The organism is Oribacterium sp. oral taxon 078 str. F0262 (assembly GCF_000160135.1).
GTDB lineage: Bacteria > Bacillota > Clostridia > Lachnospirales > Lachnospiraceae > Oribacterium.
Genome location: NZ_GG729934.1, coordinates 351,353 through 365,061, shown reverse-complemented (window position 1 = coordinate 365,061; position 13,709 = coordinate 351,353). Strand labels below are relative to the sequence as shown.

13 protein-coding genes and 2 tRNA genes are annotated in these 13,709 nt (G+C 53.4%); 14 read left to right on the top strand and 1 reads right to left on the bottom strand.

What is annotated here, in order from left to right; all coding sequences use genetic code 11:
- The first annotated feature begins 152 nt into the window (after nt 1–152).
- The 4 genes from GCWU000341_RS05450 to GCWU000341_RS05435 all read left to right on the top strand — a co-directional run bounded on the left by GCWU000341_RS05450 (nt 153) and on the right by GCWU000341_RS05435 (nt 2,634).
- Nucleotides 153–470, top strand: a complete 318-nt coding sequence (locus tag GCWU000341_RS05450; RefSeq protein ID WP_040653488.1) for a PadR family transcriptional regulator — start codon at nt 153–155, stop codon at nt 468–470.
- Nucleotides 460–1,059, top strand: a complete 600-nt coding sequence (locus GCWU000341_RS05445; RefSeq protein ID WP_009214809.1) for a DUF2812 domain-containing protein — start codon at nt 460–462, stop codon at nt 1,057–1,059. Before GCWU000341_RS05450 ends, GCWU000341_RS05445 begins: the two co-directional genes overlap by 11 nt.
- A 3-nt stretch (nt 1,060–1,062) precedes the next feature.
- A complete protein-coding gene (locus GCWU000341_RS05440) occupies nt 1,063–1,455 on the top strand; it encodes a hypothetical protein (RefSeq protein WP_009214808.1) in 393 nt (130 codons plus the stop codon).
- A 141-nt stretch (nt 1,456–1,596) separates the two neighbouring features.
- The gene (locus GCWU000341_RS05435) at nt 1,597–2,634 is read left to right on the top strand and encodes an MBL fold metallo-hydrolase (protein ID WP_009214807.1); all 1,038 of its coding nucleotides are present in this window, start codon (nt 1,597–1,599) and stop codon (nt 2,632–2,634) included.
- Between the two features lie 360 nt (nt 2,635–2,994).
- Here GCWU000341_RS05435 and GCWU000341_RS05430 read toward each other — a convergent pair.
- Nucleotides 2,995–3,078, bottom strand: a tRNA-Ser gene (locus tag GCWU000341_RS05430).
- A 145-nt stretch (nt 3,079–3,223) separates the two neighbouring features.
- On the opposite strand from GCWU000341_RS05430, the gene GCWU000341_RS05425 reads away from it, so the two are divergent.
- The 10 genes from GCWU000341_RS05425 to topA all read left to right on the top strand — a co-directional run bounded on the left by GCWU000341_RS05425 (nt 3,224) and on the right by topA (nt 13,689).
- The gene (locus GCWU000341_RS05425) at nt 3,224–4,705 is read left to right on the top strand and encodes a PIN domain-containing protein (RefSeq protein ID WP_009214806.1); all 1,482 of its coding nucleotides are present in this window, start codon (nt 3,224–3,226) and stop codon (nt 4,703–4,705) included.
- A gap of 75 nt (nt 4,706–4,780) precedes the next feature.
- Nucleotides 4,781–4,864 (top strand) — tRNA-Leu (locus GCWU000341_RS05420).
- Nucleotides 4,865–5,018: 154 nt separating this feature from the next.
- The gene (locus GCWU000341_RS13475) at nt 5,019–5,162 is read left to right on the top strand and encodes a hypothetical protein (RefSeq protein ID WP_009214805.1); all 144 of its coding nucleotides are present in this window, start codon (nt 5,019–5,021) and stop codon (nt 5,160–5,162) included.
- An 84-nt stretch (nt 5,163–5,246) separates the two neighbouring features.
- Nucleotides 5,247–6,068 carry an SDR family NAD(P)-dependent oxidoreductase gene (locus tag GCWU000341_RS05415; RefSeq protein WP_009214804.1) on the top strand — a complete coding sequence of 274 codons (822 nt, stop codon included), beginning with the start codon at nt 5,247–5,249 and terminating at the stop codon, nt 6,066–6,068.
- Nucleotides 6,065–7,123: an RluA family pseudouridine synthase gene (locus GCWU000341_RS05410; RefSeq protein ID WP_009214803.1), complete on the top strand. Its 1,059-nt coding sequence runs from the start codon at nt 6,065–6,067 to the stop codon at nt 7,121–7,123. The genes GCWU000341_RS05415 and GCWU000341_RS05410 overlap by 4 nt, the downstream gene beginning before the upstream one ends.
- Nucleotides 7,124–7,378: 255 nt before the next feature.
- Complete coding sequence (locus tag GCWU000341_RS05405; protein WP_021774351.1) at nt 7,379–7,633, top strand: type II toxin-antitoxin system prevent-host-death family antitoxin; 255 nt, start codon at nt 7,379–7,381, stop codon at nt 7,631–7,633.
- Nucleotides 7,626–7,952, top strand: coding sequence for a type II toxin-antitoxin system RelE/ParE family toxin (locus tag GCWU000341_RS05400; RefSeq protein ID WP_009214801.1), 327 nt, complete (start codon nt 7,626–7,628; stop codon nt 7,950–7,952). Before GCWU000341_RS05405 ends, GCWU000341_RS05400 begins: the two co-directional genes overlap by 8 nt.
- Nucleotides 7,953–8,986: 1,034 nt before the next feature.
- Complete coding sequence (locus GCWU000341_RS05385; RefSeq protein WP_040653485.1) at nt 8,987–10,540, top strand: YifB family Mg chelatase-like AAA ATPase; 1,554 nt, start codon at nt 8,987–8,989, stop codon at nt 10,538–10,540.
- Entirely contained in the window at nt 10,537–11,526 is a 990-nt protein-coding gene (gene dprA / locus GCWU000341_RS05380; RefSeq protein ID WP_009214796.1) for a DNA-processing protein DprA, read from the top strand. The genes GCWU000341_RS05385 and dprA overlap by 4 nt, the downstream gene beginning before the upstream one ends.
- A 108-nt stretch (nt 11,527–11,634) precedes the next feature.
- Nucleotides 11,635–13,689 (top strand): type I DNA topoisomerase, encoded by a 2,055-nt coding sequence (gene topA / locus GCWU000341_RS05375; protein ID WP_009214795.1) that lies wholly within the window; start codon nt 11,635–11,637, stop codon nt 13,687–13,689.
- The last annotated feature ends 20 nt before the right edge of the window (nt 13,690–13,709 follow it).

Below are 13,709 nucleotides of genomic sequence, written 5' to 3'. Positions count from 1 at the left end.
AACTGATCTTGCCGCTGTTTTAATCCATCTAAAGCTTCATGGATCCATGATCTACTCTGATCGCGGCATGCAGCAAGAGTGCATGGTCTTTGAGAAGAATACGTCCACTATATTGACAGGATCAGTGGAATCCAAGATAAAGAGGAATAAAGTTGAGAGACAGCGTAAAGGGTGGAGCATTAACAGAAGTAAGCTTTTATATTCTTCTCTCGGTTTTTACCCCAAGACATGGATATGCAATTATGCAGTTCATTCAGGAAAAGACCGATGGAAGGCTGATATTAGGCGCTGGAACGCTATATGGTGCATTGAATGCTTTACAAAAGAAGGGATGGATTACTCCCTTTGCTATGGAAAGTGAAAGGAAAAGAGAATTCATAATCACAGGCGAAGGAAGAAGAGTTGCACGGAGAGAATTGGAAAGGCTGGAGAGTTTGCTGTATTTAGCTGGAGAAATACTTGGGAGATGACGATGAAGAAGCGTTGCATTCGTTTTTCGGAGGGCTGTTGAGCTTACAGGAGAAATGGTTAAATCGAATGTCTTCTCGAGGATATCGTCTCGTGCATACTGGAATTTTGTTTTATGAATTTGATGCTTGCGATGCGAATCGTTACTTATATTGCATCGAATTTATTTCAAATAAGTCAAGCTCTGAGATTTCAGAATATATCAATTTTCTAAATGATCTCGGATATAGAACTATTTATAAAAATATGAATCTTGATTACTGCATTGGTAAATTTAAATGGCGGCCGTGGGCAGGAAAGGGGAACCGGATTTCTGCAAGCTGGTCAACGTTTAACAGGGAACTCTTAATAGTTGAAAAAGAAAATGATGGGAATCCCTTTGAGATATATTCCACATTGGCGGATAAAAAGTCCTATTATAAAACTCTGAAGACACCATATATGTTTTTGTCATCTTTTTTCTTCTTACTTGGATTCTTTGACAGGGCGTGGATGGCATTTCCTATGGGGGCTGTATTTTTAATTCCTCTGCTGTTTTATCAATATATGATTTTCAAAATAAGCTGTGAAGAAAGAATAAAGGAGTATTAGTCCATGAAGTTCACTCCAAAAAACGGTTTGCCTTTTTTAGGCTTACTGCTTATGGCTGGGATATTTATCATTTTAGGGTCGTTTTCCTTTCAAAGTACAAAGAGGATTTGGTATTTTGAAAGCATGTCTTTGAATCAATGGAAGGCTTCATACTTTTATTTTGACGGGAATATGGATCGCACACTACATTTTAAAGCAGCGCCGAATAGATTAAGGATTAAAATTCAGACGGATAAAGGAAGTATTTCTATGGAAGTGAAAGACAAAAAGAAAAATATAATATTTGAAAGATCAGATATTCAAAGCAGTGAACTTGATATTCCGATATCAGGAGATATCTCTATTCATCTTTATGCGGCTCGACATAAGGGGAGCTTTGATTTTGAAGCAGAATGAATGATGAATCCGCGGAGGGAGAGGGGCATGACTGAGCATCGTGAAACAAAGCAAAATATTTTCGGCACTATTTGCCGGGAAATTTCTTGAAAAGGAAGGGGGATTCGGATATAGTAGTGCAAAGTCAGGAGGGGAAAAATAATGAGAGAGGTATTTCCGGGGGTATTTGAGATTCGTCTTCATGACAGAAGCGACAGTCACGGCGTCAGAGAGATCAGCATCTTTTTGATCCCGTCAGGGGACAGGAGCCTCATGATCGACACGGGTTTCCGCCTTCCGGAGTGCTTCCGGATGCTGGAAGAGGGACTTCACACTCTCCATATTCCCATGGACCGCTTGGATATCTTTCTCACGCACCGGCATCACGACCACTGCGGCCTCGCCTCTGAATTCCAGAAAAGGGGAGCGCGGATCTTCATGAATCCCGAGGAGGAGCGTCATCCCTATGACTGCCTGAGTTATCGTCCGGAAAAGAACTCTCTTCCCGAGCAGGAAAGAGTCCTTCGCTCTGCCGGAATCTCCGAGGAGCAGAGCCCCGAAATCTGGGCCGCCTTCCAGAAGGTCTCCGAGAGGATCGAACGGCATGAGGATTGGTTCCTCGCGATCACGGGCTTCCCCTATGAGAAAGCGAGGGCGGGGGAACACTTTGACTACGGAGATTTTCACTTCCGCGTCATCCCCCTCCGCGGACATACCTACGGACAGCTGGGACTCATGGAGGAGGAGAAAAAGCTTTTCTTCACGGCGGATCAGCTGATCCATGGTGTCTCCCCGATCGTTGCGACGACCTATGTCGGAGAGGGGCTCCTGCAGGCCTTCTTTGATTCTATGGAATATGTAAAAAAGCGCTGTCACAGAGGCTGGACGATTCTCCCCTCCCACGGAAACAGGATAGAGAATGTCTCGGAGGAGGTCGATAAGACGGTATTTGCCTATCTGGAGAAGACGAGCCGGGTGAAGGACTGTCTGGAAAAGCAAAAAGAGGAAATGTGCTGCCGGCGCCTCATGGAGCTTTGCTATCAGGCGGGGGAAGCGCCGAAGGATGAGGCCGGCCTCTTTCTCTATAAGATGACGCTCACAAAGACCTTCAGCATCCTGGAATACCTCCATGATATTAACTTTGTCAGTCGGAGGATGCAGGACGGGACCTATTACTGGAAGCTTTTGGAAAAGGAATAGCGCTTCCGGCGGCAGCGTGCAGCCCGCCCTTTTGTTCGGGCGGTCTTCTGAGGACTCTTCTGAGAGAGCCTGAGAGAGCGGCGGGAGCAGAGGCCGCATTGCCTCCTTCCTGCTTTTATGCGGAATCGGATGGAAAAGTCGGAACGGAAATATACTGTTGAAATATATCGCCAAGGGGCGGACAAAAACTGTCATCGAGCAGCGATATCCTTCCCACTGCCGACCGGATTTTGGATTTTCACCGCTTAGAAGCGTGCGCCTCCGGGCGCATAAAAACAGGGGCGCCGATTTCTCAGCGCCCTCAACTTTTTGGAAAAGTCCTTTCTCCGAATCTCCCCGGAGACTTTTCTTTTCCTTTCGCGACGAGGATGGGACTTGAACCCACAACCCGCAGAACGGGCACCAACTTTCCAGGCTGGCCGACTACCATTATCACACCTCGTCTCAAACAGCCCGCTAAGTATAGCATTCCGTCTTCTAAAAAGCAAGAGATATTTGGAGAATCTCAGAGAAGTCATTGGAAAAGCGGAGAATATAATGTATAATCCTAGGGGAAAAAACTGCAAAGCGCAGGGTAAGGAGAAAAAGAGTGATCATTTTAGTGGATTTTGAAAACACGCACGGGAGCGGCTTTGAGGGCTATGAATACCTCAATGATACGGATACCGTGGTGGTCTATTACAGCGATGATAATTCCGCTGTGAAACGGGGCATGGTCGATGATCTGAAGGACCGGAACGTCAACGTGCGCATGGTGAAGCTTTTGAAGCAGCACAGCAATGCTCTGGACATGTATATTGCGTCTACAACCGGTATGTTTTTGGACACGGGGGAGAAGATATGCATCGTCTCAAAAGACAAGGGATATGCGGCGGTCCGCGATTTCTGGCACAGCCTCCGCGGAGCGGAGATCCTCCTCGGGGAGACGATCGAAGAGTGCTTTCTGCACTCCGTGGCCAATGACGACCCGAGGATCCGGAGCGCGAAGGAGAGAAACCAGAAGGCGATACTGACGGATGCCTTTGAGACCATGAACCGGATCCCGACAAGGCCTACTCTGAGCCGGGGGAATTTCCGGAGGAGAAGAGGGAACGAGGACCTGAACCGCAATACAGATCCTGTGGAGATCCTTCCCAATCCGCTTTTGAAGGATCAGAAGGAGAGCACACATAGGGAGACCCCGGAACAGGCCGCGGCGAATGCTGTCATTGCCGAGCTTGTCGCTTCTATGGATCAGTCACTGGATCAGGCCCTTCTCGGGGAGGAGAAAAGCGAGATGCTGCCTTTGCTCCAGGAAGAGGGAAGGACCTCGGGAGCCCAGGAGGATTTTTCCAAGACAGAGCATGCAGGGGCGCAGGAAGAGATTTCGAGGGCGATCCCGAAGCTAAACCCCAATCAGGTGCGCTTTGTCTATGATCCGAAGACCCGCACCATGCAAAAAATCGGCGGGGAAGAGCCGAAAGAGGAAAAAACTGCGGGAGCGGCAGAGGCAGAGAGGGACGAAAAGGCCCCGGTGAGAGAAGAGAGCGAAAAGCCGGCCGCAGAGGGAAAGAACGGAAGGCACGCGAGAAGAGGAAGAAAGAGGAATACGGAGAAAAAGGCGGAGTCCCTGAAGGATGAGAAGATCGAGAAGAATGAGAATGGAAAAAAGGCAGGGGATGTAGAGCCGGGGAAAGAGATAGAGCAAACGGAAAAGGCCATAGAGAAAAAGAGCGGGGGAGAGCTTCCTAAGGCGGAGAAGACAGAGAAGACCGCTCCGAAGAGACGGGGACGGAAGCCAAAGGCGAAGCAGAACGAGGACAGTGCATCGGAGGAGAAGGAGATCATGGCACTCTCGGTGAGCCATGAGCCTGCCCCAGAGGAAGCGGAGAAGGAAAAGAAGCCGGGACGTCGGGGACGCGTCGGCACAAAGAGCGGGAAGGAGACATCCTCCGCGGAGTCCTCCTCCGAAAAGTCGGAGAAAAAGACCGGAGAAGAGAGCAAAGAGAATAAGGAAAAGGGAGCGGAGCCGAAGAAAAGAAGGAGAGGCCGGAAGCCGAAGGCAGAGCATACTGAGGGAAGTGACAGCTAGACATTCTGCGCCGAAATCTTTTTTATAAAAGAGCTTGCGCTTTCGCGGACAGCGTGCTAATATACAAGCTGTCGCGCGGGAGTGCTGGAATTGGCAGACAGGCAAGACTAAGGATCTTGTGTCCGGTAGGACGTGTGGGTTCAAGTCCCATCTCCCGCAGGAGAAAAGAGCAAGGATATCGGCCTAAGTGGAAGGGCCCGAGTCCTTGCTTTTTCCATAGCAGGGGATCTTGTTATTTTCTTTTTGGAGAGAAGGCAGCGCCTTCGGAACGCTTCATGCTCTTAGTGAAAAAGGAAAGAGAAGACGGAGCCGTATGGAAAAGCGTATCCGTCTCGATACCGTATTGAGCTTCGATATCACAGCGGGTAAGGCGCTCCCGATCCTCTACCGCGAGATTTCCTCGCGTTATCCGGACTACAGGATCGAAATCACACCGGATCTGGATACCGCGGATTAGCCGTTTGAAAAACGGGAGGGAAAGGGGAGGACAGAAGATTTTTCCTGATATCCGCCAATATAAGACAGAGGAAGGAGAGAGAAGATGAAAATTGCGGTGATCACCGGGGCAAGCTCCGGCATGGGGAGGGAGCTCGCCCTCCTTTTGGATCAGCGGATCCCGAATATTCAGGAGCTTTGGCTGATCGGGAGACGGAGGGAGCGCCTCCTCTCTCTGGAGAGGCGGCTCCGGAAAAAGTGCCGCCTCCTTTCCATGGATCTCCTGGAGCCCTCCTCTTTCCTTTCCTATGAGAGAGCTCTTGAGGAGAGCGGGGCAGAGATCGTCTTTTTGGTAAATGCGGCGGGCTTTGGCAAGATCGGTGCGGTTTCCCGTCTGTCTTTGTCGGAGCAGCTTGCCATGATCGATCTGAATCTTCGCTCGCTTACCGCATTTTGCCGTGTTTCCATCCCATATCTTTCGGGAAAGTCGAGAATCATCAATTTCGCCTCCGCTGCGGCCTTCCTGCCCCAGCCGGACTTTTCGGTCTACGCCGCGGGGAAAAGCTACGTTCTCAGCTTCTCCGAGGCGCTGGATGAGGAGCTTCGGGGGAGCGGCTGCCGCGTCTGCGCGGTCTGTCCCGGGCCGGTGAAGACGGAATTTTTCGATGTCGCAGAGAGAGACGGACAGAGCATAGCCGCCTATAAGATACTTTTTATGGCAAGGCCGGACAGGGTGGCACGCCTTGCCTTAAGGGACAGTGTGCTCGGGAAGAAATGCTCTGTTTACGGATATTCCATGAAGCTTTTTCGGCTTCTTGCAAAGCTTCTCCCCCACCGCTTTTTCTTCTTTCTCTTAAGGGAGATCCAGAGGCTTTCCGGCTCTATGGATTCGAACCGTACCTTATCCAATAAGCGGAGGAATCCTTGAGAGAGCTTAGGATCGGGGAAAACGAGGCGGGACAGCGGCTCGATAAGCTCCTTCGGAAATATTTGAGGCGGGCGGAGAACGGCTTTCTCTATAAAATGCTTCGAAAGAAAAATATTACATTGAACGGGAGAAAGGCCTCGGGGAAGGAGCTTCTCAAAGAGGGGGATCTTTTAAAGCTCTTCTTCTCGGAGGAGAGCTTTCAGAAGCTTTGCGCTCCGCTTACCCCGCTTCCCGAAGAGAAGAAAAGAGAGGAGGGGAGGGCGAAGGCAGAGTGGGAGGGGGAAGCTTTTTCATCCCGCATCGTCTATGAGGATGAAAATCTTCTGCTTTTCAATAAGCCCGCGGGCCTTCTCTCACAATCCGATGGGAGCGGCCTCCCCTCAGTAAATGAGCTCTGCCTCTCCTATCTCATGGAAAAGGGGGAGCTCGGGAGAGAGCAGCTCGCAAGCTTTCGACCCGGGGCCGCAAATCGTCTGGATCGAAATACCACGGGTCTTCTCCTCTTCGGAAAGACGCTCCCGGCTCTTCAGGAGCTCTCTTTCTGCCTTAAGAAAAGAACGATCGGGAAATACTACCTCGCGGTAGTCCGCGGCCATACCCCGGAGCGGGGAAGGATCGAGGGCTTCCTTCGGAAGGATCCGGACAAAAACAGAGTCTTTCTTCAGGAAGAGGCGTCCGGTGGAGCGAAGGAGGTGCAGAGCGAGTATAGAAGGCTCTTCGCGGGGGAGAGCGGGGAACAGATTTCCTTCAGTGTGCTCCTCGTTCATCTCATCAGCGGAAAGACGCATCAGATCCGCGCTCATCTTGCCTCCGTCTCTCATCCGATCCTGGGGGACCCGAAGTATGGGGATCGGGATCTGAACCGCCTTTTACAAAAGAGGACGGGGCTTCGCTCGCAGCTTCTTCACGCCTGTGAGCTCCATTTTCCGAAGCTCCCGGAGGACTCGCGCCTTTCCTATCTCTCGGAAAAAAACTTTTATGCGAGTCCGCCGCGCTCCTTCCTTCCCTTCCTCCCGAAAAAATACCGGCTCCCGGAGGGCTCGCGCCTTTTTTAGATAAAATAGAAAAATAGATTCGCATTGCCCAGAGTCTTTTCACAAAGTGCCGCCTTCCTATCGCCAGTCCCCGGACAGCGGAATCAAAGCAATCGAAGATGGAAGAAGCAAATCATCATGAGCTTGCTGTCCGTTATGAATTTAGTCAATGGTATAGGTCTCGTTATCGGAATATAATCGAAGCCCGTGCAGTAAAATCTTCGGTTGGATTTTACAGCAGATTGGGATATACTATGGGAGAAAGGAGTCAGCAATATGCCAAATATCAAACCTGTTTCCGATCTGCGAAATTACAGCGATGTGCTGCATGATGTGGCTGTTGGCGCCCCGGTTTTTCTGACGAAGAACGGGCGCGGCCGATATGTGATTCTCGATATGCAGGACTTTGAAAAGACAGAGGCAAGCCTCCGTCTGATGAAGGAACTTGCGAAAGGACGAAAATCCGGCGAAGAGAAAGCCTGGCTGACATTAGAAGCTGTGGAGAAGAAGCTCGGGATCGTCAATGAATAGTCTGCATTTATCCGAAGAAGCTCAAAACGATCTCATTGAAATCAAGGCCTATATTGAGGAAGAGCTGCTGAACCCATCCGTAGCATTGGCAACCGTAAGTCGAATTACAAAGAGTCTCCGCATTTTGCAGACTTATGCACAGGCAGGGGCTCCGCTGTCTTCGATTGCGGAGATAGAGAGCGATTATCGCTTTATTGCAAGCGGAAATTACATCAGCTTTTATCGCGCTTACGGCAGCGAAGTTTATGTTGATCGTATTCTCTATGCCCGTCGCGATTATATGCGGATTTTGTTCGGAGACCATAAAAGCGATGAATAAATGACCAGACAGTGAAACTCTTGCAGAAGGTTGTTGGAATTTTAGTGCGGGGGAAAATCCCCGCTGCATGCTCATAAGGGGGCGTGTCATAAGGAACCCCCTCCCCCTTCGTGCAAGCATTGGCTTCGGCCATGCTGTTTCTAAAATTCCGCATGGCATCGCTGAGCTCGCCATGCTGTCCCTTATTCGCATTCCGCGGGAAAAAGCCCCGCTGCATGCTCATAAGAGGGCGTGTCATAAGGAGCTGTCTCCCCCTTCGTGCAAGCATTGGCTTCGGCCATGCTGTTTCTAAAATTCCGCATGACATCGCTGAGCTCGCCATGCTGTCCCTTATTCGCATTCCGCGGGAAAAACCTCCGCTGCATGCTCATAAGGGGGCGTGTCATAAGGAGCTGTCCCCCCTTCGTGCAAGCATTGGCTTCGGCCATGCTGTTTCTAAAATTCCGCATGGCATCGCTGAGCTCGCCATGCTGTCCCTTATTCGCATTCCGCGGGAAAAACCTCCGCTGCATGCTCATAAGGGGGCGGTGTCATAAGGAGCTGTCCCCCCTTCGTGCAAGCATTGGCTTCGGCCATGCTGTTTCTAAAATTCCGCATGGCATCGCTGAGCTCGCCATGCTGTCCCTTATTCGCATTCCGCGGGAAAAACCTCCGCTGCATGCTCATAAGGGGGCGTGTCATAAGGAGCTGTCCCCCCTTCGTGCAAGCACGATGGGGGGACAGCTCCTTATGACACTGGAATTTTATATTTGACAAGCTTTGTCGGAGCGGCTATGATTAAAAAAAGCCTTTGATTCTGGGCGTTCTGCCCGAGATTTTCACTTTTTATCATCTGTCAATTTCCCATATATTTCCCATATATTTCCCATATATTTCCCATATTTCAGCATTGGATAATGGAGAGCGTTGTTTTGTGTTTTCCCGGGAGGAGGCTTCCGCTTTTTTGTCTTTCTGTAAAGGGGATTTTCTGCCGTTTGAAAGATATCGCGGAAGTCTCCCGCGGGGGCCTGGTTTTGATATAAGGAGGGGGATTTATGCTTGCGAAAATCAACAGTGCCGGGCTGCATGGGCTGGACGGCTACCCGGTCTGCGTGCAGGTGGATGAGAGCAACGGCCTGCCCCGTTCGGTCATCGTCGGGAATGTCTCCGCGAATGTGAGGGAGGCGCTGGATCGCTGCACGGTGGCGATGAAGAATGCGGAGCTTCCCCTTCCGCCAAAGCGCTTGACGATCAATCTCCAGCCGGCGGATCGGAGGAAGGATGGGAGCGGCTTTGATCTTCCGATCCTCCTCGGCATGCTCCTCTCCCTCGGACTTGTGGCCTGCTCCCCTCCGGAGGATTATGGCTTTTTCGGAGAGGTCGGACTGGACGGGGAGATCCGACATGTGCGGGGTGCGCTTTCTTTGGTCACGGCGCTCCAGGAAGCGGGGCTTCAAGGCGCGGTGGTTCCGGAGGAGGATGCGGCGGAGGCATCCGTCGTGGAGGGGATGGATATCATCGGAGTCCGTTCGATCTCGGATCTTAGGTCTCTTCTCTCCTCGGAGGAGAGCTTTCGAAGCTTTCAGAGGGGGAGGGGAGGGCAGAGGGAGGAGAGTGAGCCGGAGAAAATCCCGGATTTTTCCGATGTGCGCGGGCAGAGCTTTTCCGTGCGGGCGGCTTTGATCGCCGCCGCAGGGAAGCATAATCTCCTTTTGTCCGGGCCGGCCGGCTCCGGAAAAAGCATGATCGCAAAGCGGATCCCGGGGATCCTTCCGCCCCTCTCTCGGAAGGAGGATATCGAGATCACAAAGCTATACTCCATCGCGGGCATGCTCCCGAAGGGGAGGGCGCTCTATGGGAAGCGCCCCTTTCGCTCCCCGCATCACAGCATCACTTCTACGGCTCTCCTTGGGGGGAGCGGACCCGGAGGGATCGTGCCGGGCGAGCTGCCGCTTGCCTTAAACGGAGTGCTTTTCCTCGATGAGCTCCCCCTTTTTTCCAAAAGCTCGATCGAGGGGCTCAGGCAGCCCATGGAGGACCGCTTTTTGGTGATTCAGCGCCTGAGCGGTTCCTTTCGCTATCCGGCGGACTGTCTTTTGATCGCTGCGATGAATCCCTGCCCTTGCGGCCATTTCCCGGACAGAAGGCGCTGCCACTGCACACCCTCCCAGATCCGCTCCTATCAAAGGGGCATCTCCAAACCGATCCTAGAGAGGATGGATCTCTGCGTGGAGGTCTCCCCCGTGAGCTACGAGGATGCCAGATCCCGGGGGCGGGGGATTTCCAGTGAGAGGCTCCGGGAGGATGTGATCCGGGCCAGAGAGATCCAGCGGGAGCGCTTCCGGGGGCTTCCGATCCGCTGTAATTCCGAGATGGGGATCGGGGAGATCGAGCGCTTCTGTACGCTAAGAGAGAAGGAGGAGAGCTTTATGAGGAGGATTTTCCAACTGAAGCAGCTTTCCATGCGGACCTATCACAAGCTTCTGAAGACCGCGAGGACCATAGCGGATCTCTCGGGAGAGGCGGAGATCGGGATCCCGCAGCTCTCCGAGGCCGTGTCCTATCGAAGCCTGGAGGAGCGGCTTTTCGGGGAGGAGGCTGCGCTATGAGAGGAGGCTTTGAGAGATCCTTTTCCGAGCGCTTTCCCATACGGGAGATCACGCCGCTGGATCCGGAATTTCCGGAGCGGCTCAGACAGATTCCGGACTGTCCCTCCTGCCTTTACCTTAGGGGAGAGCTCCCCTCCGATCTCAGTCCCTCGGTCTCGATCATCGGGGCAAGAGACGGGAGCCCCTACGGAAGGGAGATCGCGGAGGCCTTTGCGGGGGCGCTCGCGGGACGGGGAGTCAGCATCGTGAGCGGAATGGCCCGGGGAATCGATACGGCAGGGCATTGGGGTGCGCTCAAGGGCGGTGGGAGGACCTATGCCGTACTCGGCTGCGGAGCGGATATCTGCTACCCCAGGAGCAATTATGAGCTCTACGAGAGAATTGCGGAGCAGGGAGGAATTCTCAGCGAATTTCCCGCGGGGACAGCGCCCCTTCCCGCGAATTTTGTGAGGAGAAACCGGCTGATTTCCGGTCTCTCGGATGCGGTGCTTGTGATCGAGGCAAAGGAGCGCTCCGGCACGTCCATCACCGTGGGGCACGCCCTGGAGCAGGGAAAGCAGGTCTTTGCGCTGCCCGGGCGGATCACGGATCATCTCTCCTTTGGCTGTAATCAGCTGATCCGCCAGGGCGCGGAGCTTCTGTCCTGCGTGGAGGATGTGCTCAGCTTTCTGCACCTTGAGAGAGAGGGAGAGCTTCTCCTTCTTCCGCCGAAGGAGGGGGAGCTCTCTAAGCTGCAGCGGAAGGTATTTTCCGCGCTCGATACGAAAAGCATCCACATCGAGGAGCTCTCCCGCCTCCTGGGACTTCCCACGGAGAAACTGTCCGGGATCCTTCTGGAGCTGGAGCTTCTCGGCTTTTCGGAATCCCCGAAGTGCGCCTACTACCGGAGGAGATGCTTCCAAAAGACCGCGGATAGGGGAGAAATGGAGAAGCGGGATGGCGCGGAAGGGCCTTGCAATATTTCAAAAGACCTGTTAGGATTCTGAAAGTGCGCCGTTTTATGCGCTGCGGCGGTCCGGGAGTGCTTCCATGGGCGGGCTCCGGGATCTGCCGGATCACAGCCGTTCGATCATGCAGAGGCAGGAAGAAAGTTCATGGCAAAGAATTTAATCATAGTGGAGTCTCCCGCGAAGGTAAAGACGATCAGCAAGTTTTTGGGGAAAAATTATACGATCGACGCCACGATGGGACATTTAATCGATATGCCGAAAAGCTCGCTCGGCGTGGATGTGGAGCACGATTACGAGCCGAAGTACATCACGATCCGCGGAAAAGGAGAGCTTCTCGGGAAGCTGAAAAAAGAGGCGAAAAAGGCAGACCGCATCTTCCTTGCGACCGACCCGGACCGGGAGGGGGAGGCGATCAGCTGGCACCTCGGGAGGGAGCTTTGCCGGGAGGAGAGCAACCGGGAAAAGATCTCCCGCATCAGCTTCAATGAGATCACGAAAAATGCCGTCCGGACCGCCCTGAAGCATCCGCGGGATATCGACATGGATCTCGTAAACGCACAGCAGGCGAGGCGGGTCATGGACCGGCTCGTGGGATATACGATCAGTCCGCTCCTTTGGAAGAAGATCAGAAAGGGTCTCTCTGCGGGGAGGGTGCAGTCCGTCGCTCTCAGGATGATCTGTGACAGGGAGACGGAGATCGCGGCCTTCCATCCGGAGGAGTACTGGAGTCTGGAGGCCTCCGTTCTACACGGCAGGAAGAAGCTCTGCGCGGCCTTTTACGGAAAGGAAAAGCGCATGGAGCTTAAGACCGAGCGCGAGGTCGATGCGATCATCCGTTCCATCGGGGAGCAGGAGCTTATCGTCTCCGAGATCCGGAAATCGGAGCGGAGAAAGAAGCCTCCCCTTCCCTTTACGACGAGCACGCTTCAGCAGGAGGCCTCGAAGCTCCTGTCCTTTCCGACCCAGAAGACGATGCGGATCGCGCAGTCCCTCTACGAGGGCGTCAATGTGAAAAACCGGGGGACAGTCGGGCTCATCACCTATCTCAGGACGGATTCCACGAGGATCGCGGAGGAGGCCGATGAGGCGGTGCGCGCTCTGATCGCGGAGAAGTACGGAAAGGAATATGTCCTTCCGAAGGGGCAGGAGAGGGAGAAGAAGGAGGGGAAGATCCAGGATGCCCATGAGGCGATCCGCCCTAGCTATCTGGAGATCACGCCGGGAGAGGCGAAGGAGAGCCTGGGCCGGGATGAGTACCGCCTCTATCAGCTCATTTATCAGCGCTTTCTCGCCTCCCGCATGCAGCCCGCAGTCTATGACACAGAGACGGTCCGGCTGAAGGCGGGGGAGTATTTCTTTGTGCTGAACGGAAGCCGGATCGCCTTCGAGGGCTTTCTCTCCGTCTACCGCTCCGAGGAGGACAGGGAGGAGAAGAATGTGCAGCTCCCGAAGCTTGTGCCGGGAGAGGTTCTGAAGAGGGAGGGCTTTCAGAAGGAGCAGCATTTCACCCAGCCCCCCGCGCACTATACGGAGGCCTCGCTGGTGAAGGCGCTGGAGGAGGACGGTATCGGGCGGCCCTCGACCTATGCTCCCACGATCGGAACGCTGCTCCACAGGCGCTATATCACGAAGGAGAAGAAAAATCTCTTTGTCACGGAGCTCGGAAGCGCCGTAAACGAGATGATGACGAAAAACTTCCCGACGATTGTGGACACCGGCTTCACCGCCAATATGGAGACGCTTCTGGATTCCGTCGCGGAGGGAAAGCTCCCCTGGAAGACTCTGATCGAAAACTTCTATCCGGATCTCTCAGAAGCGGTGGAGAAGGCGAATCAGGAGGTGGAAAAGATCACGATCCGGGACGAGGAGACCGAAATCCCCTGCGATAAGTGCGGACGAAGGATGGTCATAAAGTACGGACCCCACGGGAAGTTCCTCGCCTGCCCGGGCTTCCCGGAATGCCGGAATACCAAGCCCTACATGGAATACGCGGGCTTCCTCTGTCCGGACTGCGGAGCGGAATGCGTGAAAAAGCGCTCCCGGAAGGGGCGGATCTTCTACTCCTGCTCCCGCTACCCGGACTGCAGCTATATCAGCTGGGCGAAGCCGAAGGACGCGAAGGCCGGGGAAAAGAAGGAAAACGAGATTGCGTCTCTCCCCCTTCCCGCGGTTGACAGAGAAGAAAAAATCATGCTATAGTAAAAGCCGCGCCATTTGGC